17 protein-coding genes and 1 pseudogene are annotated in these 24,674 nt (G+C 50.1%); 14 read left to right on the top strand and 4 right to left on the bottom strand.

The genetic code is table 11. From position 1 onward, the window contains the following. Window positions 1-8 precede the first annotated feature (8 nt). The 3 genes from NT002_03005 to rpmB all read right to left on the bottom strand — a co-directional run bounded on the left by NT002_03005 (window position 9) and on the right by rpmB (window position 5,710). The gene (locus tag NT002_03005) at window positions 9-2,192 is read right to left on the bottom strand and encodes a C10 family peptidase (GenBank protein MCX6828238.1); all 2,184 of its coding nucleotides are present in this window, start codon (window positions 2,190-2,192) and stop codon (window positions 9-11) included. A 52-nt stretch (window positions 2,193-2,244) separates the two neighbouring features. After that, window positions 2,245-5,223: a M6 family metalloprotease domain-containing protein gene (locus tag NT002_03000; protein ID MCX6828237.1), complete on the bottom strand. Its 2,979-nt coding sequence runs from the start codon at window positions 5,221-5,223 to the stop codon at window positions 2,245-2,247. Between the two features lie 268 nt (window positions 5,224-5,491). After that, complete coding sequence (rpmB, locus tag NT002_02995) at window positions 5,492-5,710, bottom strand: 50S ribosomal protein L28 (GenBank protein ID MCX6828236.1); 219 nt, start codon at window positions 5,708-5,710, stop codon at window positions 5,492-5,494. 236 nt (window positions 5,711-5,946) lie between these two features. On the opposite strand from rpmB, the gene serS reads away from it, so the two are divergent. The 12 genes from serS to NT002_02935 all read left to right on the top strand — a co-directional run bounded on the left by serS (window position 5,947) and on the right by NT002_02935 (window position 19,547). Further along, window positions 5,947-7,221, top strand: coding sequence for a serine--tRNA ligase (gene serS, locus NT002_02990; GenBank protein MCX6828235.1), 1,275 nt, complete (start codon window positions 5,947-5,949; stop codon window positions 7,219-7,221). Further along, window positions 7,214-8,461 (top strand): ATP-binding protein, encoded by a 1,248-nt coding sequence (locus NT002_02985; protein ID MCX6828234.1) that lies wholly within the window; start codon window positions 7,214-7,216, stop codon window positions 8,459-8,461. The genes serS and NT002_02985 overlap by 8 nt, the downstream gene beginning before the upstream one ends. Before the next feature lie 60 nt (window positions 8,462-8,521). Beyond that, window positions 8,522-10,069: a bifunctional response regulator/alkaline phosphatase family protein gene (locus NT002_02980; GenBank protein MCX6828233.1), complete on the top strand. Its 1,548-nt coding sequence runs from the start codon at window positions 8,522-8,524 to the stop codon at window positions 10,067-10,069. Window positions 10,070-10,071: 2 nt separating this feature from the next. Continuing rightward, entirely contained in the window at window positions 10,072-10,512 is a 441-nt protein-coding gene (gene tsaE / locus NT002_02975) for a tRNA (adenosine(37)-N6)-threonylcarbamoyltransferase complex ATPase subunit type 1 TsaE (GenBank protein MCX6828232.1), read from the top strand. Between the two features lie 14 nt (window positions 10,513-10,526). Beyond that, window positions 10,527-11,192, top strand: coding sequence for a tRNA (adenosine(37)-N6)-threonylcarbamoyltransferase complex dimerization subunit type 1 TsaB (gene tsaB, locus NT002_02970; GenBank protein ID MCX6828231.1), 666 nt, complete (start codon window positions 10,527-10,529; stop codon window positions 11,190-11,192). Next, entirely contained in the window at window positions 11,189-11,668 is a 480-nt protein-coding gene (gene rimI, locus NT002_02965) for a ribosomal protein S18-alanine N-acetyltransferase (protein ID MCX6828230.1), read from the top strand. The genes tsaB and rimI overlap by 4 nt, the downstream gene beginning before the upstream one ends. Before the next feature lie 3 nt (window positions 11,669-11,671). Then, complete coding sequence (gene accD, locus NT002_02960; protein MCX6828229.1) at window positions 11,672-12,511, top strand: acetyl-CoA carboxylase, carboxyltransferase subunit beta; 840 nt, start codon at window positions 11,672-11,674, stop codon at window positions 12,509-12,511. Between the two features lie 5 nt (window positions 12,512-12,516). Next, window positions 12,517-13,809: a bifunctional folylpolyglutamate synthase/dihydrofolate synthase gene (locus tag NT002_02955; protein MCX6828228.1), complete on the top strand. Its 1,293-nt coding sequence runs from the start codon at window positions 12,517-12,519 to the stop codon at window positions 13,807-13,809. After that, the gene (locus NT002_02950) at window positions 13,799-15,154 is read left to right on the top strand and encodes an ATP-binding protein (GenBank protein ID MCX6828227.1); all 1,356 of its coding nucleotides are present in this window, start codon (window positions 13,799-13,801) and stop codon (window positions 15,152-15,154) included. The genes NT002_02955 and NT002_02950 overlap by 11 nt, the downstream gene beginning before the upstream one ends. Further along, entirely contained in the window at window positions 15,138-17,270 is a 2,133-nt protein-coding gene (locus tag NT002_02945; protein MCX6828226.1) for a GAF domain-containing protein, read from the top strand. The genes NT002_02950 and NT002_02945 overlap by 17 nt, the downstream gene beginning before the upstream one ends. Before the next feature lie 100 nt (window positions 17,271-17,370). Beyond that, window positions 17,371-18,792: a sigma-54 dependent transcriptional regulator gene (locus tag NT002_02940; GenBank protein ID MCX6828225.1), complete on the top strand. Its 1,422-nt coding sequence runs from the start codon at window positions 17,371-17,373 to the stop codon at window positions 18,790-18,792. 326 nt (window positions 18,793-19,118) lie between these two features. Then, window positions 19,119-19,547: a hypothetical protein gene (locus NT002_02935; GenBank protein ID MCX6828224.1), complete on the top strand. Its 429-nt coding sequence runs from the start codon at window positions 19,119-19,121 to the stop codon at window positions 19,545-19,547. Window positions 19,548-19,638: 91 nt separating this feature from the next. On the opposite strand, the pseudogene NT002_02930 reads toward NT002_02935, so the two are convergent. Further along, a pseudogene (locus NT002_02930) lies at window positions 19,639-22,228 on the bottom strand (valine--tRNA ligase). A 151-nt stretch (window positions 22,229-22,379) separates the two neighbouring features. Between NT002_02930 and mazG the strand changes: the two are divergent. Then, the gene (mazG, locus tag NT002_02925; protein MCX6828223.1) at window positions 22,380-23,150 is read left to right on the top strand and encodes a nucleoside triphosphate pyrophosphohydrolase; all 771 of its coding nucleotides are present in this window, start codon (window positions 22,380-22,382) and stop codon (window positions 23,148-23,150) included. A gap of 367 nt (window positions 23,151-23,517) precedes the next feature. Then, window positions 23,518-24,243 carry a hypothetical protein gene (locus tag NT002_02920; protein MCX6828222.1) on the top strand — a complete coding sequence of 242 codons (726 nt, stop codon included), beginning with the start codon at window positions 23,518-23,520 and terminating at the stop codon, window positions 24,241-24,243. Window positions 24,244-24,674 lie beyond the last annotated feature (431 nt).

Here is a 24,674-nt window from a genome sequence, read left to right as displayed (position 1 = left end):
AATCCAATCTACAGGCAGTCGGGCGGCGGGCCGGCCTGATACAGGAAATTAATTAGCCGAGTCACATCCTGAATATTGACAGTGCCGCTATGATTAGCGTCAGCAGCTCTGAGCGGATTGGGCGCCGGACCGTCCTTATAGAGATACTTTATCAGGTAAGTGACATCCATAATATTCGCACGACCTTCGCCGTCGGCATCACCGCAAATGAAATATTTATATACGGCGCCGTCCTCTATATTGGGCTGATATTGAAGCACCGACCCCGAGTAAAGGGCATTATAGATATCATATCCTTCCAATGAAATTACCGCCGTGTCGGCATCGGTGAAATAATGTGGCGCACGGAAGTAAAGCTTGAGAATCGGTCCGTATCCCGGAGTCAGCTCGAGCGTATCGTTGACAGAATTATGAAAGGAGAAAGCCATCCGTTTGTTGGTGGGGTCGTAACTCATCCTGGTTTTTATCGGGAATAAATCGGCGCGGCAACCGGTCGTGGAAAATGTGTCATAGCTTAGGTCAAGCGGACCGCCGTATCCGATCGGAATGACTATGTGATTAAGGGGAACGGTATTCCCACCCATAATAATGACCTCGACAATTGAGTCGGCTTTGGCCAGAGCACTGTACACCGTCATTGTGTCACCAAGAGCATTAATGTACTTGGGAACCGTATAAGTATGTGTTTCAGTCCCGGAAATGATCTTGAGTGTTACATCATGCTGGCCGGATTTCTGGAAAACATGAGTCGGGGATTGAACAAAGGCGGAGTCCCCATCGCCAAAAGACCATATCCAACTATCGGCGGGAACAGTATTGATTCCGGTGAATGAAACCGGTAGCGGTACCTGACCCCCGGTGGTATCGGCGGAAAAATAACAGTCATCATCCGGTTCGATATTCGTAAGCATATCCTCGACCCAGGGAGTGCAGCCGCTCCATGGGCAGTAGAGTTCGTCGACGGAAAACCAGGCGTTCTGACTTCCCCCCCAGCCGTAGTTCATGTGTACCTGATCCGTCACTTCGATGCGCCGCCATCCGTCGGCCACAATGGCGTGAGAGTAAATGCCGTAGGCAATGGGGCGCCCGGCCGCGATCTCATCGCGGATGAGTGCCGACCAATCATAACGGGTGTAGCTGCTTCGCTTCAATTCGCGAATCTGATTTCGATAGCGGAAATAATAAGGAAAGAGACCGGTTCCGCTGCCGGTATAGGCCCCTGAGCCGCAGCGTCCATAATCCATATTGTAGGCAACACCTACTTCATAGCACAGCTCGGCCACGGCCTTCTGTACCGCCGCAGGACTGCTCATCGAGCAATAATCGGGAATATTGGCCCAATCATAAGTGTCCGAGAAATCGGCCCGGAGATTAAGCGGCGGGCTGCTGCCGCCGCAGGAATAATCGCCGTTCCAATAGTTGGTGCGTCGGCCCGAGCCCTGGGGCGGCCAATTATAATAAGCCATAATCTGAGCGGCCGCCGTGGCCACACAGCCCACCACCGTGCGACCGCCGTCGCCCATCGGGCAGAAATTGTTATATGGTGCCCCCTGATGCCAGGTACTTGTCAGGAGCGGCCCCAAATCCTCCATCGGTATCATCTTTCTGGCCGTCAGCGATGTCCGGAACGTTTCTTCATTCTGATTGAAAAAAGCCCATTCCCCGCGTTGCTCGCGGGCCATCATGACCTCCCCGGTATCGGGCTGTGCAATATCCAGAGAACCATACCGCGTCACGAAACTTCTGACTCGATGCTGTAACACCTCTTTTATAAGAGCCGGAAGACCCTTTTCTTCGGAAAGGTCGATGCCGTTTTCATCGGAGCAGTACATAACGGGCGGAAGTTCTTTGAGCACCGGCACGATCACAAACCCGACCGGTTGTATCATGAAACAACGACCCAGAAGAGTATCGTTGACGATAATTTCATGCACCCTGACAACCGCCGGAGCGGTCGAGCCCCCCCAGATCCCTCTGGTATTGGTCATATAGGTCAGCCAGTTCCGGCAAACCAATTCCATTTCGGAAGAGGTGGCTCTTTCCGCCTGCACTACCGGTGATAATAAGAGAATCAGGAAAAACGCCGTCAGCAGAAATTCGGCTGCACCCGGAGTGGTAATACAATCCGCCCCCGTCCGGGAATTCCTTCCCGGAAACCATTCATTTGAGGCAGTCCCATGTTTTGAACTCAAATCCCATTCCTTTCACTATTTCTCTTTTTATTATCCATCTCGGATGGATTTCCTATAGACAATGCGGAACCGGCCCCCCCTTATACAGGAAATTGATCAGATAAGTTACGTCCTGAATATTAGTTATGCCGCTGGCATTGACATCGCCCGAAAGAGGTGGAATCGGCGCCGGGCCGCCTTTGTACAAGAAGTTGATAAGATATGTCACATCCTGGATATTGACCAGTTGATTCCCATTGATATCACCGCAGATGAATTCACAGGCATCACCGATGCCGTCACTGTCGGAATCTTCCTGACCCGGATTGGCGATATTCGGGCAATTATCGCAGACATTACCAATTCCGTCATGGTCGGCATCCGCCTGGTCTGCGTTAGCCATAGCGGGGCAATTGTCGCACAGATTACCGATTCCGTCGCCGTCGCCATCGGCCTGTTCAAGATTGGCGACACTGGGGCAATTGTCGCAGGCATCGCCGAACCCGTCGCCGTCCTGATCGCTCTGTAAAGGATTGGCCGTGGCAGAGCAGTTGTCGCAGACGTCGCCGACACCATCACCGTCGGCATCCTCCTGCCCAGGATTGCTCACACTGGGACAGTTGTCCAGACGGCAGACATTTTCCGGATGATTGGGATTGCCGAACCCGTCGCCGTCGGTGTCAAAACAGGGGGGAGCAGCCCAGCCGTCAAGAAAGAGCAGGATACGGGTCATTATTGTGTCGCGACGGGCATAAGCAGTGGCCGTATTAAGTAATGCCTCATAACCCCAGTTGAAGTAAACAACTTTGAATGTCCCCTGATAACTGAGCGCGGAATAGTTGTTGCCAATCTGAAACTTGAATTCCGGCTGGGCGCCGTTGATAGGTATAATCTGCTGTGAAAGCGAAAAAACCTGCGTGCCGACGTTGTCATAACGAACCTTGAAACCATCTCCAATGTGCGAACCGGCGACTCCCAGATGTATAAAATAGAAAAGGTTGCCTCCAAAGCGAGCATGCAGGTAATTGTCCAGAAAGAGGGAGTCTTCATTCCGAAGCTCTCCGGCCAGGCCCTGGCCGGTCAGGAAGAGCCGGCCGCCGTTATCCAGAAATTGTTTCATTGCGGCTATATCATTTGGCGTGAGAAAGTCGGCGGCGCTGTCGCCGGTGTACCAAATTACGGTAGTGTAATTACTGAGCAGCGATCCGGTGGGCGAACCGGCGGTATTCTTGCGCCAGATATGCGTGGGAACCCGCATTGCATGCAGGTCACCGACATAGATATCCTCGTAGCTTCCATTATGGTCGCCATTGACGGTCAGGATGCGCGTGTGCCCGACTTCCTTTTCCAGAGCGATTCTGTCATAAAAAGTGCCGCCATCGGACTCGATGGTCAAGTAAAAAGAATCAATGATCGGATTAATTGTATTAGGAACCACATACTCAATCGGGACAGATAAATTGTTGACTTTTCCCCCATTACCATTGATAGCCGAGAGAGAGACCGAAGGTGTGGTGAAGATTATATTGGGGTCGGGCGATGAAAGAGTTACGGTGACACCGTTGGCGGTCAGCCAGTCGTTTTTCAGGAAAAAATAGAAGCGGACCGTCTCACCGGGATCATAGAAACCATCACCGTTAGGGTCGACAAATTTGGACGAATCGAGTATATAATAAGGGTGCGACCAGTTTATGTCGAGGTTGGCATTCATGATCGAATCGGAATAGGATATATCCCAAACCGCTACCTGCGTCGTGGCCGGAGCATATGATTTCGAATTGGGATTGGTCTTATCGTCAAAATGAGTGACACCGCCGGCACCCGGATAAGGGTCGGAGCCGTCGCCGCCGCCGTTATTGTTCTGGAGATCGAATCTCCCATCCGCCTGCTCCACCATAATGTGCGGATGCCATTCGTTATCGTTACCCCAGACTGTCTCATCAACATGATAAATCAGAATTCCTTCCCCCGGAAGAGCGGCATCAAATCCCTGTTTCCGGCGATTCTCAACCAGAAAATATTGACTGCCCATCGACCCCCCCGACCAGAGGCGATACCCGACCGGATTCCATTCCACCGCCGGGATTGACACGTCTTTCAAATTGGAGGTTACATTGGTGACGGACAAAAAGCCCAGTTGGTTCTTGCTCCATACATCAAGCTGAGCCGGAAGACGCGTTCCCCCGTTCCAGCTTCCTCCCGCCATGAGCGTCCAATTGCCGCAACCACGCGAGGAATAATCGTAATCATATAGGTCGGGAAGACCGAGAGTGTGGCCATATTCATGACAAAAGACGCCGATCGAAATCATCGGGCCGCCGACCGCTTCTTCCGGCTCCATCGAGTATGATGAGACATACACACCGTCTCTGAACTGGGCGGGAATGCCCGAGGCATGCGACCAGATCTCGCAGTCATCGCCCGATTCCTCCGTGCCGGTGCCGGAATGAACGACAAAAATGCCGTCAACATAGCCGTTCTGGTCATTATCATAAAGTGAATAGTCGACATCGGGATCGGCCAGAGCGACCGCCTCTTCCGCTAATTTTTGGGCATTATTGGGATAAGGTCCAAATCCGTGCGAACCGTCACAAAAGTTTGTGTAATATCTGAATAGCTGCGAGGCTCGGTACCATCCGACCACATCTCCCTGAAGAATAAAATTGCCATAAGAGTTTTCGATATAGAATTCTTTCATCGAGCCGGTCGGATTCTTTCTGCCGTCCGAAAAAAGGACAGAATCAAAGTGGGCAGGCGTAGGCGCCGCCGCTCCTGCCGTATACGGCTTGTCAGGGTAATCAATAAGAATAACCAGCACCCGCATAACCGTCAGTTGCGCAAAGGCCTTGCTTTTTGGGAGCTTACCGTCATCGGACATCGGTACATCAAACCCCCGGGCTCGTGCCTCGGCAGTTATCCTGACATATTCATCAAATCTCCCCTCGTCTTTAAGTTGTTGCAAAACTTTTTCGGAAGGGGGCATGGCCTTTAGCAAAGTGGTAAGGAAAAGAAGTGAGAAAATAAAAAGAACCGGCAGTAAAAGACGTTTCATCAAAACCTCCGAGGTGTGTAAGTCTATCAATAATATAGTAATAAAGCCTATTTTAGTCAAGTTCAATCGTCATCAAAAACAGGCTCCGGAGGTTTTTATTACCTCCGTGCGCACTACTCCGAGTGGTTATCTATAATTGTCGGCAAGAAAACTGACAGGTAAATGCAGAAAAATTTCCGAGCAGCCATAGATACAAAAAAACCGTCTCTTGCCAAGACGGTTTAAATGCTGCAATCTCATTGACCTATAGCAAATCGCGTTTCCCGGACTATTTCGCCGGAACCGCTTTTTTGGCTCTGGTGACTTTCAGAATTTTCCCGGCCTTAAGGCAACCGGTGCATATCTTGACAGTCCTGACCGACCCATCGACACTGGCCCGAACATTGCGGAGATTCGGATTCCAGCGCCTTTTGGTCACATTATGGGCGTGGGAGACATTGGCCCCGACAGCAGGCTTTTTCCCACAGATTTCGCATACTTTAGCCATTTCTATATACTCCAAAAATATAAACTTCCAATAATAATCATTTTGACCAAAAAAGCAAGATAAATTGTCTAACAAATACCGGCCAGCTAAATTCCTGTCAACCTCCTGCAATGGCATATCATCGATCATACCACCCTTGACACCCCTTTTCAAAACCTTTATCTTGCCGAAAAAGTATATATAAATGTTTGCCAAAAGGTTACTGCGTATAATCTTTTGAGAAAATAGAGTAAGATATGCTTGATATTAAATTTATCCGGGAAAACCCGCAACTGGTTAAAGATGCGGTCAAAAACAAGAACGAGAAGGCAGATATTGACGAAATCCTTCAGCTTGACACACGCCGCAGGGCCATTATTGCCGAGGTCGAGCAGCTAAAGGCCTTGCGCAACAAAGTCAGTGAGGAGATTGCAAACAAGAAAAAGGCCAAGCAAGATGCTGCTGCCGACATCGCGCGGATGAAAGAAGTCGGTGACAAAATTGCCTCTCAGGATAATGAACTGCGGGAATTGGAAGAAGGATTGAATCAGAAACTTAAATGGGTTCCCAATATTCCGCATCCGTCGGTCCCAATCGGATGTGATGAAGGGTGCAACGAAACCATCAAAGAATGGGGGACAATACCGCAGTTTTCCTTCACGCCTCTGCCACACTGGGATCTGGGGGAAAAATTCGGATTGCTCGATCTTCCCGCCGCGGCCAAGATCGCCGGGTCTGGTTTCTATGTCTTGAAAGGAATCGGTGCGAAACTTCAGCGAGCTTTGATATCTTTCATGCTCGATACTCACGGCCGCGATGGTTTCACCGAGATCTGTCCTCCTTTTCTGGCCAATGCCGAGTCCATGACCGGCACCGGTCAGCTCCCCAAATTGGCCGCCGATATGTACAAATTGGCCGAGGAAAACCTCTATCTCATCCCGACCGCGGAAGTGCCGGTGACCAATCTCCATCGAGATGAAATACTTCCCGTAGAGAAGCTGCCGGTTTACTATGTCGCCTATACCCCCTGCTTCCGGCGTGAGGCGGGCGCGGCCGGGAAAGATACCCGCGGGATGATCAGAGTTCATCAGTTCGATAAGGTGGAAATGGTCAAAATCGTCCATCCGGATAGATCCTATGAAGAACATGAAACTCTGTTACAGCAGGCGGAGAAAATCATCCAGGCGCTTAAAATCCCGTATCGGGTACGGCTTCTCTCCACCGGCGATTTATCTTTTGCCGGGGCCAAATGCTACGATATCGAAATCTGGGCGGCCGGCATGGGAAAATACCTGGAGATATCCTCGGTCACCAATTTCGAGGCTTTCCAGGCCCGTCGCATGAACACCCGATTTCGCGATAAGGATAAAAAAGTCCACTTTGTCCATACGCTCAACGGCTCCGGGGTCGCTCTGGCACGGCTGGTGCCGGTCATCCTTGAAAATAATCAAACCGAATACGGGACCATTTTGATACCTGAGGTTTTGCGACCTTATCTGGGCGGCCTTGCGGAAATAACCGGACGTGAATAAGAAAAGAAACATCAGACTCGCCATCGGGGCGACGACCCTTTTCAAACTGTTTCTGCTGGCGGGAATTGTCCTCATCTCGATTGTTTTCATCTGGTATACCCTGGATGTCATTGAACAACTCAAGGAGGATGCCGAACAGATGGTGCGATCGTATGTCAATCTCTGGCAGAAAGCCGCCAGCGACAGCACTTCCAGCGGCGAGGTTCAAATCATTTTTGAAGAGGTGATTAAGAAGGCCAATTTCCCCGTGGTCATCGCCGATCCCGAAGGGCAGCCGATTTTCTGGCGCAATGTCGAAGGCATAATCGATAATGATCCTCTGCCCGAGACCAGATCCAGAGTGCAGAAGCTGGTCGATGAACTGAAGCAGAGCGGTCGGGAAATTCCGCTTAAATTCGGTAAAACGACCATTAACTATTTCTACTATGGTGATTCTCCTGTCATTCGGCAGTTGCAGCGGATGCCCTTTATCGAAATTGGGCTGGTCGGAGCCTTTATCCTGGTTGGATTTATCGGTTTCCAGAATATCCGGCGTTCCGAGGAACGACACATCTGGGTCGGTATGGCCAAAGAGACCGCGCACCAACTGGGCACGCCGATTTCCTCTTTGATGGGGTGGCTGGAATTGCTTCCGGATAAAGCCCGGGGTGAAGGCGCGGTCGATAAATCGACAGATATTGAGACGGCTGACATATTTCGGCAGATGAAGACCGATGTCGACCGGCTGCAGAGAGTGGCCAACCGGTTCGGCCAAATAGGCTCCAAGCCGGAATTGAAAGAAATCAATATAAATGTCCTCTTGGAAGAGACCGCTGCCTATTACCGGCGCCGTCTTCCTTATGACGGGAAAGGAATTCAAATCATCTGCACCCTGGCTGACCTGCCGCCGGTAAAATTAAACGGCGAACTGATTACTTGGGCCGTCGAAAACCTTGTAAAAAATTCGCTTCAAGCCGTTGACCCTCAGAAAGGACGGGTAGAGATTCTATCCACTCTTGCCCGGGACTCCTACGGATTGATCGTTCAAGTCATTGATAATGGAAGCGGTATACCGTCGGGCACGGCCCGGAAATTGTTCCGCCCCGGCTTTACGACCAAAAAACGAGGCTGGGGACTGGGACTGACCCTGGCCCGCCGCATCGTCGAGGATTATCACGGCGGAAGAATAACCCTGCTCCGGTCGCACCCCGGGGAAACCGTTTTCCAGATTGTCCTGCCCCTCCGAAAAGCGGTCAAATAAACCGGCCGGGGATACTGGAACAAACCGCGCCGGAATTACATTAGGATAAGAGTAAGCAATATGATGAAGAAAAAAATATTATGGGTCGATGATGAAATCGACTCATTGAAACCTCATATCCTTTTTCTGGAACAGAAGGGATTTGAGGTGGTGACCGCCCTTTCCGGCGATGATGCGCTGGTGAAAGTGCGGAATGAGAATCTTGATTTGGTCCTGCTGGATGAGGTAATGCCGGGGAAAGACGGTCTCACAACGCTTGAGGAAATCAAGGATATCAAACCGCATTTACCGGTGGTGATGGTGACCAAGTCCGAAGAAGAAAGCCTGATGAATGAGGCGATCGGACAAAAGATAGATGACTATCTCACCAAGCCGGTCAATCCCTCTCAGGTTTTGATGGTCATCAAGAGGTTTCTGGATACCAGGAAAATCATCTCCGAAAGCCAGATGAAACGGTATATCACCGATGTAAATCGTTTTAACCAGAAATTGTACGGTGTGATGGAGCCGAAAGACTGGATGGAGGCAGCCCGGTTACTGGCGGAGTGGGATCTGGAACTGGATAACAGCCCCGATGCGGGACTTTCCCAGACACATCTCGGAACACGCAAGGATTGGAATACCGAATTCACCAAGTACCTGGAGAAGAATTACGCCCGATGGATTTTCGCGCAGGAACGACCGGTTCTATCGCCCGACCTCCTGCGGAAATATATGATTCCCCTGCTGCGGCAGGGACGCAGAGTCCTTCTGGTCGTGGTCGACTGCATGCGGCTGGACCAATGGCTGACAATCGAATCGCTTCTGGCGGAATTCTACAATATTGAACGTGACACCTATTTCTCTATTCTTCCCTCCGCCACCCCTTTTGCCCGCAATGCCCTTTTCGCCGGACAATTCCCCGATGCCATCGCCAAAAGATATCCGGAAAACTGGAAAGATGACGATGAAGGCTCTCTGAACCGGAATGAGGACCAGCTTCTCGCCGACCTGATCGTATCCGAAAAGGTCAAGCTGAATAGCAATGTTCGGTATGAAAAGATATATGACAACACCGAAGGGGAAGTGCTGGCCAAACGGGTGGCCGATTATTTTCAGTCGGAACTGGTGGCCTTTGTTTTCAATTTCCTCGATATTCTCGCGCATGGACGCTCCAATAATGTCATCCTGAAAGAAATCGCCGGAAGCGAGGCCGCTTTCCGTTCCCTGATGAAAAGCTGGTTCATTCATTCACCCCTCTTTTCAATTCTGAAATCGTTTGCCGAAAAGGAATTCACCGTTATTGTCACCGCCGACCACGGTTCGGTGCTCTGCTCTCGCGGAACCATGGCGCACGGACGGAGAGATACTTCCACCAATCTTCGGTACAAGTACGGCGATAATCTCAACTGTGACCAGAAAAATGCCCTCCTCATAAAGAAGCCGGAGGATTTCCGCCTGCCGCGATTCAACCTCGCCACCACCTACATCATTGCCAAGGAAGATTTTTACTTTGTCTATCCCAACAAATACAATGAATATATCCGGCAATTCCAAAATTCGTTCCAGCACGGCGGCATCTCGCTTGAGGAGATGGTGGTTCCTATCATCACTATGACTCCCAAGTGACCATGGCTCAGAAAAATATTGATATAATAATAACCGGGTCTGAGGAAGAGACTATCCGCACCGGGCGACGGTTTGCCGCTATCCTCCAAAATGGAGACCTGGTAGTTCTGACCGGCCCGCTCGGCGCCGGGAAAACCTGCTTTATCAAGGGCATTGCCCTCGGATTGGGGGTTAAAGAGGAGGAAATAAAATCCCCGTCGTTTACTCTGGTGAATGAATATTATGGCTCCAGACCTCTTTTTCATTTTGACCTTTATCGGATGAAATTAGTGTCGGAGTTGTATCAAATAGGTTGGGATGATTATCTTCTTCGTGATGGCATCGTCGTTGTCGAATGGGGAGAGAAAGCCGAGGAATTTCTCCCGGAAAAAAGGGTTGAAGTGGCGATTGATATCATTTCGGAAAATGAACGGCGTCTCAGCATCACTCTTCTGAGAGATTAAAATTGCAAAAGAATATGTTTGAAATCATACCCAATCTACTGGCCATAGAAAGTTCCACTTCAGTATTGCGGGTCGGCCTTTCCCTAAGCGGCAGTCGTTTTGATTTTTTCGAAAGCCATGACCGGTTTCGTCATGCCGAATTCATTTTCAAATTGATTTCCGAGGTTTTGAGCCGAAATCGGGTGGGGAAAGAGCAACTTGAAGGAATAATTGTCTCGACCGGCCCCGGTTCGTTTACCGGCCTGCGCATTGGAATGGCCGCGGCCAAAGGGCTGGCCGTGGCGCTCAGGATTTCAGTGATTGGTGTTTCGATATTTTCCTCCAATGCGCCCCGCCTGTTCGAGCAATTCGGCCCGACCGGCATGATTGTCCCCTCCCGACGGGATGAGTTTTACCTAGGAATAGTGGAGACCACCGATTTTGATGATAGCCGAATAACTGTCGTCCGGAAAGACGACCTGGACGCGCATCTCAAGGGACGGCCGTTGTTTCCGCTTGATTTTGAGGCCGTCAATATCGATTCCCTTACGAGTCATATCATCTCTCCGGATCAGTTTTCTCCCGATATGGCCGACCTTTTCCGTGCCGGCGGCAAAAGACTGCTGGAAACCGGGGGCGAAGATATCGAAAGGTTGGAGCCGCTCTATATTCAAAAATTCCCTGTCAGGAAGGAGCCATGAGCGACCCCGAGAGAGTAAAAGAGGAAGTTATTATCCGACCGATGGCCCGGTCAGATATTTCCACCATTGTTCTTATCGAGAACAGAATTTTCCCCGATCCTTGGCCAACTGTGGCTTTCGAGGAAGAACTGGACAATAATGGCCGGGGAATTATTGTGTCCGAGGTGGGCGGAGTAATTGCCGGTTATGCCGGGTATATAATCGGCCCTGGGGAAGCCCACTTGACCAATATCGGGGTGGTTCCCGAATTCCGGGGAAAAGCTATTGCCAAAATTCTATTAAATAGTATCTTAGAAATCTCCAGAAAGGGAGAGTGCGACTATATATTTCTGGATGTGCGGCCCAGCAACACGGCCGCCATTAATTTATATAACCAGTTCGGCTTCTTTGAGCTGTATCGGCGGCCCAAATATTATCGGATGCCCCCCGAAGATGCCGTGGTGATGGTCAAAACCCTGACGGATGAATCGCAATAAACTATGGACTGGTTTCGAAAAACTAAGGATGGTCTGACCCCGCAGGAACGGAAAGAAATTCCGGACGGCCTCTGGTCGAAATGCTCCTCCTGCGGCGAGATTATCTATACCAAACAGCTCGAGGCCAATTTCTGGGTCTGTGCCGGCTGCAAATATCATTTTCGTATTTCCAGCCGGAAATATATTAAAATCATTCTGGATAACGGTGAACTGGAAGAGTTTGATGCCAATCTGGAATCGATGGATCCCCTTAAATTCCGCGACTCCAAGAAATATCCCGACCGCATCAAAGGGGCCCAGGCCAAATCGGGTCTCACTGATGCCGTTATCGCCGGAATCGGCAAAATCGATTCGATCGAGATATCTTTTGCCATCATGGATTTTGAATTTGTCGGCGGGTCGATGGGTTCGGTGGTGGGGGAGAAGATTGCCCGGGCTATTGAACGGGCCATAGAGCGAAATATTCCACTTATCATTGTTTCCTGCTCCGGCGGGGCGCGGATGCAGGAGGGGATACTCTCGCTGATGCAAATGGCCAAAACCTCAGCCCTGCTGGCGGTGCTGGCCGAGAAGGGGCTTCCATATATTTCGGTGCTCACCAATCCGACCACGGCCGGCGTTATGGCCAGTTATGCCTCGCTGGGCGATGTCACGATTGCCGAGCCGAAAGCGCTCCTTGGTTTTGCGGGCCCCCGGGTCATCCAGCAGACTATCGGGCAGGACCTCCCGCCCGGCTTCCAATCTTCAGAATTCTTTCTCGAAAAGGGTTTTCTCGACAAAATTGTCGAGCGCAGCCGGCTTCGGGAAACTCTGGCGCTCCTGTTAAAATATTTTCAGAGATAATCGTTATGGCAAAAAAGATCGGCGGATATGAATCGGCTCTGCGATTTATCCTCTCCCGAGAAATGTTCGGCATGAAATTGGGATTGGAAAATATTTCAGGCCTGCTGGACAAAATGGACAATCCTCAGAATAAATTTCGGTCAATTCATATCGCGGGGACTAATGGGAAAGGTTCCACGGCCGCCTATATCGACTCGATCCTGCGGCAGGCCGGATATAAGACCGCCCTGTTCACTTCCCCGCATCTGGTTGATTTTCGGGAGAGAATAAAAGTCAACGGTGCGCTTATCAATGAAGGATACATTACCCGATTCATAGAAGAGAATAGAACGCTCATTGCTCGGAAGAAGATCACCTTTTTTGAGGTTTGCACCGCTCTGGGTTTCAGCTATTTCGCCGACAGGAAAGTCGATATTGCGGTAATTGAGACCGGCCTGGGGGGACGTCTTGATGCCACCAATACGCTCCGACCCCTGCTGTCGATTATAACCGATATCTCTTATGACCATACCGACATCCTTGGAAATACGCTCCCTAAAATTGCTTTCGAGAAGGCCGGGATAATTAAGGAATCAGTTCCGGTTTTGATAGGCATCCTCCCTTCGTCGGCTAGAAAAGTGATAGAAAAGGCGGCCCGCCAGAGATCTGCTTCTCTTGCCACTGTCTCGGCGAGAGATTTTTCGCGCTCGGGCGGCAATTTCCTTTTCGACTATCATCGTGATGGGCTGACACTGAAGGATTTGCGATCTTCTTTGCCGGGCAATCATCAGATGACCAATGCGGCCGTGGCCATTCAGGCGGCTGTGATGCTTGGAGGCTCCGGTTTTCGGGTGAGTCGGGTTGATATTCGCAGAGGGTTGGAAAATACCTACTGGCCCGGAAGATTCCAGATTGTCAGGCGCCGGGGGAAACCGGTCGTAATTCTGGATGTTGGCCACAATCCGGCCGGCGCGGGGGCAATGGCGGCATGTTTCCGCGAAATGTTTCCGCGACGAAAAGCCGACATGGTCATCGGGCTGGTGAATACCAAGGATCTGAGAGGAACTATAAAACCGCTAATTCCGATTGTGAGAAGAGTGGCGGTGGCCCGTCTGGATACGCCTCGCACCGCCTCGCCCCAGGAGATTGCATCCCTGTTCGACCGAAAAGTTTCTTGGGTCAGGACCTTCGCCAGCCTCACAACGGCGGCAAAGATGATGATAAATTCGGCTGCCCCGGACGATATAGTAATTGTCTGCGGTTCACATTATGGGGTGGGTGAGTTTATGGCCGGGATGGATAGGATTTATGAAAGATAAAAAAGGCGCCAAGAAGACCAAGACCAATTCGGAGCGGTCGCTCCGGGCCGAAGTCAATCAGAAGCTGGTGGAATTAACCGCCTCCAACCGCCACTTGAAACGAAAGCTTTTCGACCTTTACACTATTTTTGAATTGAGCCGCAATTTCAATGCGGTTCTCAATTATGAAACCCTTCTGGATTCCTTTGTCCTGACCTCGATGGGGCAGATGGGAGCCGCCAAGGCGGTCTTATATCTTCCCCTCGAAATAGGCAAGAAAGAGTTCCGACTGGCACGAGTGAAAGGGTCGGCGCCCTTTCCCGATGAATCGATTACCATCGATCCCGAGGGACGTTTCGGGCGCTATATTACCGCCCTTAATCGCCCCGTTCAGCTTGAGGATATCGAGCGGAAATTTGCGCCCACCGATGATATCGGCTTTATCCGGCATTTTCCCGCCGGGCTGGTCGTCCCGCTCATTTTCCAGACCAAGCTGCGAGGCTTCTTGATTATCTCCGATAAAGCCTCCCATCAACCCTATCTTGATGACGATATCGAATTTCTTTCCATTCTGGCCAATCAGACGGCCGTTTCGATTGAAAACGCCCGATTGTATGAATCGGAAGAAGAGGCGTTGAATAAGCTGCAAAAGGCTCAGGAATTGCTGCTGCAGTCGGAAAGACTGGCGGCGCTGGGCGAGCTTTCAGCCAAGATTGCCCATGAGGTAAATAATCCTCTGGGGATAATAAAAAATTACTTGCTTCTCATTAGCCGCGATCTCGAGGAGAAAGGCCCGACCGCGGAATATCTGAATGTTGTCAGCCAGGAAATTGACCGCATTGCCATGATTGTCCGGCAATTGCTCGATTTTTATCGTCCTCGGGTTATCAAGTTTGTCCGAACCGATCTGGTTGGGCTTATCAACGAGGTTGTGGCGCTGATGCAGCGCCAGATGGATGAGGCCGGTGTGAAAATGACCCTGAATGCTGAAATGGAAACGCCTCACATTATGGCCTGGCCCGATGGGCTCAAACAGGTCTTTTTGAACCTCCTCATAAATGCCAAAGAGGCGATAAAAGATGGAGGGGCGGTGGAAATCTCAGTCAAATCCCACGACCATACTATCAGGTTATGTATGAAAGATACCGGGCCTGGAATTGACCCCCAGCATATTCAATATATTTTCGAGCCGTTTTTTACGACCAAAGAGGAACGGGGAGGGAGCGGTCTGGGACTTTCTGTCTGTTACGGCATAATTAAAAATCACGGTGGGTCGATAGAGTATCATAATGCCGATACCGGGGGATGTTTTGAAATTGTCCTGCCGATAGAACAGAAGGAAAAGGCGTATGACTGGCGTATCTGAAAGAATTCTGGTAATCGATGATGAGGTGCGGATGTGCGAATCTCTGGAAAAACTTCTTTCAGGTAACGGCTATAAGGTCGTCACCACTCAGTCGGCGGTTGATGCGGTCGAGAAGCTTAAAAGAGAGCGATTCGACCTGATCCTGACCGATATAAAGATGCCGCATCTTTCGGGACTGGATATCCTTCGAGTCGCGCGGGAAGTCGACCCGGGGGCCATCGTCATTCTTATGACGGGCTATGCTTCGCTGGAAACAGCCCTCGAGGCGATAAGGAACGGCGCTTTTGAATACCTCCTCAAACCGGTTGAATTTTCGCAGTTGGCCATCTCGGTAAAAAGAGGGCTGGAAAAACGAGAATCCGATATCGCCCGCAAAAGACTCGTTGAGGATCTCAAACTGGTCAATCTTAATCTTAATAACCGCCTCCAGGAAATTAATGCTCTTTATGAAGCGGGCAAATCGCTTGGTTCGACTCTAAACTTAAAAGAGCTGCTTAACAAGATTGTCACTCTGGCGGCGGGAGTGACTCAGGCAGAAATCGGCTCCCTGATGCTAATCAACCCGTCTGGTGAATTCCTGACCATTGAATCCTCGATAGGGCTCGATAAGAAGCTGGCCGAAACAGTCAGGCTGCCGGTCGGCTCCTCCATCGCCGGATATGTGGCACAATCGGGCGCCCCTCTGATTGTCGACGATGTTGAAAAGGATGAACGATTTAAAAGGATAAATAAGGAGCGCTATAGTTCGGCTTCCCTGCTTTGTGTCCCGTTAAAAGTCAGCGAGCGAATCATGGGGGTCATCAACATGGCCAACAAACAGGGCGGCCAGAGATTCACCGAGCATGACCTGAAGCTACTCACGACTTTTGCTTCCCAGGCCGCCGTTGCCATTGACGATGTCCGCCAGTTTGAAAACAATTTGCAGAAACTCCGGGAATTCTCCATCCTCTTTGAGCTTTCCCAGCGGCTCTCCTCGGTCGGTTCGGTGGCGGCGATGCGGCAGGCCGTCTTTGAATATCTCAAGAAATTGATGCCGATCGATTTTGCCCTCTGGTTTGAATGGCAATCGGGGGCCGGAAGCCTGAACCCTATCGGAGCGGCTGGAACCAATATTCCGCTGACCGATAGTGGCTCAATCAATCTCGACCTGGTCAAGACCGAGGAAATTGTGGTTGATAATCTGGAACTGGAACAGATCGATCTTGATGATATTTCCGGATTGTCGAAGTACCTGGCCGATCATATTGCTCTATGCCCTGCCTATCCCAAACCGCGTTCCAATTTTACCGCCTTGCCGGTGCTCCAGGAAGGTGAATTGAGACATATTTATTGCCTTGGCTCCGACAGCGATAGAGCCTATACATCTCAGGAAATCTCTCTGGCGCGCCTGATTATATCGCATGCATCGGTCTTTTACGAAAGGGAGAAAGCGCTTCTAAATGCGACTCGTCTTCTCACCATGGGAAATATGATATCCGAAATCTCCCACGATCTCCGAAAACCGCTGACCAATATCAAAGGGTGGATCCAAATCCTCCGAGATAAAGGGCCTGAAATGGCCAAGGATGCCGAGTTCTTTGCCATGGCCGAGGAAGAAATTCATCGTCTCAATGACCTGGTAAAGGAACTGGTTGATTTTTCCCGGCCCCATAAGTACGAGACCGAGATTCGAGATATCAGAAAAATTATCAAGCGCGCCGCCGAACTATTAAAGCCGGAATTCAAGAAGAAGGAGATTACTTTCTCTGACGAATATGAGACCTGTAACTGGGAAATCCCGGTAAACAAAAACCAGATTCTGGAGATATTCCTGAATCTTTTCCTCAACTCGGTTGATGCGATTAAGGAGGGGGGACAGATTCGTGTTTGGGGACGAATTGACCGTCCATCATTCAAAAAATCAGACTTTCTGGCCGTGACCGTTTCCGATAACGGCGCCGGGATCAAAAAGGAGAATCTGGCCAAAGTCTTTGAACGATATTACACTACTAAAGCGACTGGAACCGGTCTGGGGCTGGCCGTGGTCGAAAGGATTATCGCCGCCCATGGTGGAACGCTCAAAATTGACTCTGAATATGGGAAGGGAACCGACTTCACGTTATATTTCCCGATTTAGCTATTGCAAAATATTGCAAAAAAAAGCACAAAAAGTGCCAATTGGGGGTTGATTTTTGTTATACATTGACGATAAATAAAGAGAGTGCAAACTATTTCGTATGAAAAAAGAAAAGATTAAAATCCTTATAATCGATGATGACCCCAAGATTTCCTGGATTTTGAGCGAGGGGTTATCGGCTAATTATGATTTTGTCTCGGCCCGCGATGGTGCCGAGGGGATTCAGATGGTTTCCACTGAAAAGCCTGATCTCATTTTACTGGATATCAAAATGGCGGGGATGACGGGACTGGAAGTTCTCGAGAAATTGAACAAGGCGCCGAATCGTCCCGATGTCATCATGCTCTCCGGCCATGGAGAAACCAAGAACATTGTTGAATCGATGCAGCTGGGAGCCTCGGAATTTCTCAACAAGCCTTTTGATGTTAAAGAAGTAGAGATACATATTCAATCGGTAATAGAGAAGGGGAAACTGCGTCAGGAGCTCAAGCATCTTAAATCCGAACTTAAATCACGCAGCCAATATGAACAGTTTATCGGCGACTCACCCAAAATGATGCAGGTTAACAGCATTATTGAGCAGGTGGCTGGTTCCGAATTGACCGTCCTGATTCGAGGTGAATCAGGAACCGGCAAGGAAATCGTGGCGCGATTGCTCCATAATCTTTCCGGCCGGGCCGAAGAACCATTTACCAAAGTCAACTGCGCCGCGATCCCTCGAGACCTTCTGGAAGCAGAACTGTTTGGGTATGAAAAGGGAGCTTTCACCGGAGCGCACAAAACGAAGCCCGGGCGCTTTGAGGTGGCCAATAAGGGAAGCATTTTCCTGGATGAAATCGGGGATATGCCGCTCGAACTTCAATCCAAACTATTGCAGGTTCTCGAACAGCAGGAATTTGTGCGGGTCGGCGGCATCCATAATATACATGTCGATGTCAGAATTATATGCGCCACGAACAAGAACCTTGAGGATGCCATTCGCCGCCAGTTGTTCCGCGATGACCTTTTTTATCGACTTAACGAAATAACCATCCTACTGCCGCCATTGCGGCAGCGCCAGGAAGATATTCCATTGCTGGTAACCCACTTCCTGCAACGTTACAACAGTCTATATCAGCGCAATTACCCGGCTCTTTCTCCGGAAACTATGTCCCGGCTTCTCGATTTTTCCTGGCCCGGCAATGTTCGGCAACTGGAAAACTTGATTAAGCAGGTATTGGTAAGAGGAGATGAATCGATTGTAACCGAGCTAATTGCTAATAGCGATGCGGTGACTGATTATCGGTATTCACCTGAAAACGGGGACACCGCCGCCAAATCCTTACACCTTGAGACAGATGGAAATGCCTTCTCACTGAAGAGACGGATAGGAACCGCAATAGCTCAGGAAGAGAAGAAACTCATCAGCGAGGTCCTCAATAAGACCAATTGGAATCGGCGCAAAGCGGCTGATATCCTGGAAATCAGCTATCGTTCTCTGCTCTATAAGATCAAAGAGTACAACCTGAACACAGCCAAATAGCAAGTTTGATAGTGTGACAGGAATTGTATATCTTTGACATCACCATTCATTAAATAAGCAAACGATTGCATATTAATTATCTGTGGATAAGTTATTAACAGGTTGTCCACCTGTAAGTCACCAATGAAATTGACTCTTGGCCAATGAATACAGAGCGTTTCTGAAATAGCGCGGCCCAATCAGCAACATTTTGCAAATTTTGCGGTTCCATAGTCATGATGGAACGATAATTGCTCCACTTATTATGGATAATTGCCTTTTTATAAAGGTAGGATTGATAAATAGTGAATCGGAGTCTATTGAGAAATCAGGGAGATTGGTCAGCTTTGAGTAACTTTGCTTCAAGGATTGATTTCGAGTTAAAGAGAGCCGAGCGATACAGAATTTTTGTTTCCTTGGTGGTCTTTAATCTCGGCCCGATACTGGAGAGTATCTCCGGATACGGGACGGACAAGGAAGAATTACGGGAGAAGTTTGTCGCGGCATTGGGCGGAGTAATGCGAGGTTCAATTCGCGAGATTGATGCTGTTTCGAATTCGGGTCGGCCCCGGATCGGGCTATTGTTCCCGGAGACGCCGCGGCAGGGAGCCGAAGCGGCGGTTCGTCGTCTATCGGAAATGGTCAATAATTTCTGCAACGATTATTTTAACAATCCGGCGGAATATTTGATCCCGGTTGAGATTTCATCTTTTCCGGATGCGGCCGGCGCGCGGCCGATTGCCAGCTATCTTGAGGAATTCGCTGAGACGAATTAAGGGAAACCGGCCCAATATTCCAAACTTGAACGGCCGCCTCTCGGGGCGGCCGTTTTGTTTTTTCGATAAAGGTTTGAAAGGGGAGTAGTCCTTACCAACCCATGAGCTGCTCGAGGTTGCTATTGAGTTTCTCCACTCGCTCCTCGAAATCGGCTTTTCTGACCTTCTCTTTCTCGATTATATCCCCCGGGGCGTTCTTAAGGAAATCGGCATTGGCCAATTTCTTAGAGAGCTTCTCCAATTGGTCTTTCAGATTACTCAATTCCTTTTCCAGACGGCTCTTTTCGGCCTCAACATTGATCAACCCCTCCAGTGGAATAAATATCTCGGCGCCGGAAATGACCGCTGATGCGGAAAGTCCCGGCTTTTTTATTTTCTCGCCGATATGCAGATTGTTGATCTTGGCCAGGCTCCGAAAATACTCCTGGTAATCCTCCAGCAATTTTGCCATCTGCTTGTCTTTAATGCGAACATAAAGGTCGGAGCGCTTTCCCGGCGGAACATTCATCTCGGCGCGGACTGAACGGACGGCGTTAACCACGGTCTGAATAACCTCCAGAGAGGCCTCAAGCTTATCATCCCGGAAACGAGACGTTTCGGTCGGCCAGGGGCCGAAAACAAGGGTTTCTTCTTTGTCTGGAAATGAGGCCCGCAGGCTGTCATTGATTTCCTCGGTGACAAAGGGGACAAAAGGATGCAGCAACTTCAGAATTTTTATACCAAGAACAGAAATCGTTCCAGGTGAAACTATAGAGGCTCTTGGCCGCCGCGGAAAGTTTGAACTCCTTAAAATTGGTATCCACCGTCTCGATCGTTTTTTCGAGGCGGCTCAATATCCAGCGGTCGACCAGAATCAGGTCGTCATCGGAAATGGAGTTGATATCGAATTTTTTATCGCCGATCCGCATCATCACAAATCGGGAGGCCTGATACAGCTTGTTGACAAAGTTGCGCCCGATCTCGAAAGCATTCTTGGATATCCAGGGATCCTGTCCATCGGGGGTGGCCAGCACCAGAGAAATCCGGAGCGCGTCGGCGCCGTACTTATCGACGATCTCGAGTGGGTCGATGCCGTTCCCGAGCGATTTGGACATTTTGATTCCATTGGCATCGCGGACCGTCCCATGAATATAAACATCGTTAAACGGCAGTTTCCCCATAAACTCATAACCGGCCATAACCATCCGCGCCACCCAGAGGAAAATAATTTCGGAGGCGGTAACCAGAACCCGGGTGGGATAAAAATAATCCAGAAGCGGGTCCCTTTCGGGCCAGCCGAAAGTGGAGAAAGGCCAGAGCCAGGATGAAAACCAGGTATCGAGAACATCTTCATCCTGAGCCAATTCCGTGCCGCCGCATTTGGGGCATTTTTCAGGACGCGCCGCCGCCACGATCATTTCGCCGCACTCGCAATAATAAACCGGTATCCGGTGGCCCCACCATAATTGACGGGAAATGCACCAGTCGCGGATATTCTCGGTCCAGTGAAGATAGGTCTTGGACCAATAATCGGGGTGGAAACGCAGTTCACCGTTCTGGACTGCTGCTACCGCCGGTTGGGCCAGCGGCGCCATCCGGACAAACCACTGCACCGAGAGATACGGCTCAATATCCTTATGACAGCGGTAACAGGTTCCCAGCGCCAGATGATAGGGGTCTATTTTCTCCAGATATCCCTTTTTCTCCAGTTCCTTGACCAACTGCTTGCGAGCCTCGTAGCGATCGAGCCCCTTGAATTTTCCGGCGTTGGCGTTGAGCGTACCATCGACATTGAGAATGTTTATTTCCTCGAGATCATGCCGCTTGCCTATTTCAAAATCGTTCGGATCGTGCGCTGGCGTAACTTTGACCACGCCCGTGCCAAAAGCCGGATCGACAAAGGCATCGGCAATAATCGGAATCTCCCGTTCCAGAATTGGCAGGATCACCGTCTTGCCGACAAATTTCTTATATTTGGCGTCTTTCGGATTGACCGCCAGCGCCGTATCTCCCAGCATTGTCTCGGGGCGGGTAGTGGCGACCGTCAGGAAATCATCGCTTCCCTGCAATTTATATTTGATATACCAGAGATGGCTGTCTCTCTCCTCGAACTCCACCTCATCGTCGGATAGAGAGGTCTGGCATGAGGGGCACCAGTTGACAATCCGATTCCCGCGATAAATCAAATCCTTTTTATAAAGCCGGATGAAGACCTCGGTCACCGCTTTCGACAATGATTCATCGATCGTGAATCGGGTCCGCTCCCAATCGCAGGAACAGCCGATCCGTTTCAGCTGATTGAGGATTATATCCTTGTTTCGATAGGCCCATTTTTTGGTCCGCTCATGAAATTTCTCGCGTCCCAACTCGCGCCTTGTGGTTCCCTCTTTGGCCAGTTGCTTTTCCACCACCACCTGGGTGGCGATACCGGCATGGTCGGCGCCCGGAAGCCATTCGGCCTCATAACCGGACATTCTCTTCTGCCGGATCAAAATATCCTGAATCGTATTATTGAGCCCGTGCCCGAGGTGCAGAATATCGGTGACATTCGGCGGCGGAATCACGATCGAGTAAGGCTCTTTCGATCGGTTTATTTCGCCCCTAAAATATCCGGCCTCCAACCAGCGCTTATATAACTTGTCCTCGACCGTTTTGGGGTCGTACGGCGCCGCTTTCGGCTTATCTTCTTTATTCTCTTTCATATCCTTCTTTCAAAAGACCGATTATATCATCCAGAATCCGGTTTGTCAAGCTAATGCCGGGTCAGGAGAATTTGCTTTATTAAACGGCCGGTTCGCCGTATTTTCTCAATAATATCGTCATAAAAGCCAAACAAAAAAGGAATAAACGAAGATGAATGATAATAAAGAGCCGTTTGACCGCTTGCGCGAGATTATTGCCGTCCTGCGCGCCCCCGGCGGCTGTTCCTGGGATCGCAAACAGACCCATAAGTCGCTTCTGCCGTATCTGATAGAGGAATCGTACGAGGTCGTCGAGGCGGTCGAAAATGAGGATTATGATGAACTCCGCGAGGAACTGGGCGATCTGCTCTGCCAGATTGTTTTCCATTGCCGGATAGCCGAGGAGGCCGGCAAATTCGACATCGATGATTCGATCGAGGATATCAGCCGGAAACTGATCAACCGCCATCCCCATGTTTTTGGTGAGAAAAAAGACCTCAAGCCGCAGGAGGTGCGCGACCAGTGGGAGAAGATAAAGATCGAATCGGGCGAGAAAGAATCGGTCATTTCCGGCATTCCCCGGTCGGCGCCGGCTCTTATTAAGGCGTTCCGGTTCGGCGAGAAAGCGGGCGGTGTCGGTTTTGACTGGAAAGATCCGGCCGAGGTTATGCTCAAAGTCAAGGAAGAGATCGGCGAGATTGAGGCCGCGATCGAATCGGGGGATAAGGCGCATCTGGAGGAAGAAATCGGCGACCTTCTTTTTGTCACCGCCTCGCTGGCGCGGAAGATGGAGATCAACCCGGAGCAAGCGCTCAATAAGACGTTGGCCAAATTTACCCGACGGTTCGAGTATATTGAATTGAAAGTGAAAGAATCAGGGCGGAAATTCGGCGATTTCACTCTCGATGAACTCGAATCTTTCTGGCAGGAAGCCAAAGACTAACCTCCCGACTATGTGGGCGGCCGATGTCCTCATCGGCCCCAGCTCAAAATTCTTGTAGGGCAAAATCCACGACGAAGTCGTGCGGTTTTGCCGTCTTTGATTGTTATGCCGGGCCTTGTTTCCCTCGGTGAAACCGGGGGGAATGTGACCGGGCCTACGCCCGCATATGGAAATGTGTCGGCTCACACGCTCGATGAATCTGGTGCAAGAACCGACACAACTCTGAATATTTTCCCCATACATCTTTTCTTTTAATTCCTTCTTGACTTCCGGAAGAATAATTAGTTATCATTGTCATAGGCGTCACTTCCTTTGTGCTGCATCGGAATCTGAACGGCAAGAAATATCAGATTTAAGGGAGGAATTTATGGGTAAGAGCAGATTCCTTTTCAAAGCAATACTTGTCCTGCTCTATCTGCTATTTGCGGCAAACACTACCGCGGAGACGTTCGACGGAAAACGTCAGGGTTTTATAATCGGAGCCGGAATTGGATTCGGTATTACCAGATATTCATCGTCGAATGAAATTTCCTCCGGTCGCGGAAACCCCTCCACGGTGATTTATGACTTGCGGATCGGATATGCTCCGTCGGACAAGCTCCAGCTATATTATGTGTGGCGACAGTGCGTATATATTCCCAAAATCATCGAGCGTTGGGGGAATCTACTTGATGATATTGGGCAGGGAACGGATAAAGCCGCCATTCATTTGATAATTGCGCCCATAGCTCTGCCTCTCATCGCAATCTGGTCGGAACAACATATAATGCCATTTGGTTTTGGCCTGAGGCAGTACTTCAAACCGGAGGCGCCTTCGCTGTTTGCAGACCTGGGCGCGGGGGTTTCGGGCTGTTCATTCCCTTACAAAGATGAGATTGTCCCCAAACCGCCTCGGAATATGGATGTCGTTTTGACGATAGTCGGCGGACTCGGCTGGGAAGTGAAAAGTCATCTCAGTCTGGAGATCCATTGCATGTGGGGGCATGTAACTCATGCAGGATCTCACTACAATAAAGAGAATCGCCTTCAGCACACCCGCGACAAATACGATGTCCTCTCGATTGCTTTTACAATCGCGGTATGTGGTTATTAAAGGAAATAACAGAGTCTTTTAATCGAGCCAGATAGGCCGAAACCCGCCAGTGGCGGGCGGTTTCGACACTTAACTAATTAGTTCCGTAGGGCAAAATCCCCCGACGAAGTCGTGCGGTTTTGGCACGAAATTGTAGGTCAATGACCCCTTGGGGTCTTGACAATGCGCCTTCTGTCATTATGTGCCCGGCCCGCAGGGGCGGGTCCTCGTCTGCCGCTTTCTTTTTGGCGGTCGACCGACGTTTCGCCCCGCTTCTTTACGGCCCGACAGAACTCGTAGGGGCGACCCACGGAGGCTGTCCCATAAGTTTTGGTTGATTGGCATTGATGGAGCGATTAATATGGTGGTGAATTGGAGGAAGAGAGATGATATATCGTCGCGAGGATGTTAATCAATTGGGGTTTTCCTGTCTTCATGATGAGGTTGCGGGG

The sequence above is a fragment of the Candidatus Zixiibacteriota bacterium genome, from assembly GCA_026397505.1.
In the GTDB taxonomy this organism is placed as follows: domain Bacteria; phylum Zixibacteria; class MSB-5A5; order GN15; family PGXB01; genus JAPLUR01.
This window is presented reverse-complemented; position numbering and strand designations above follow the sequence as displayed.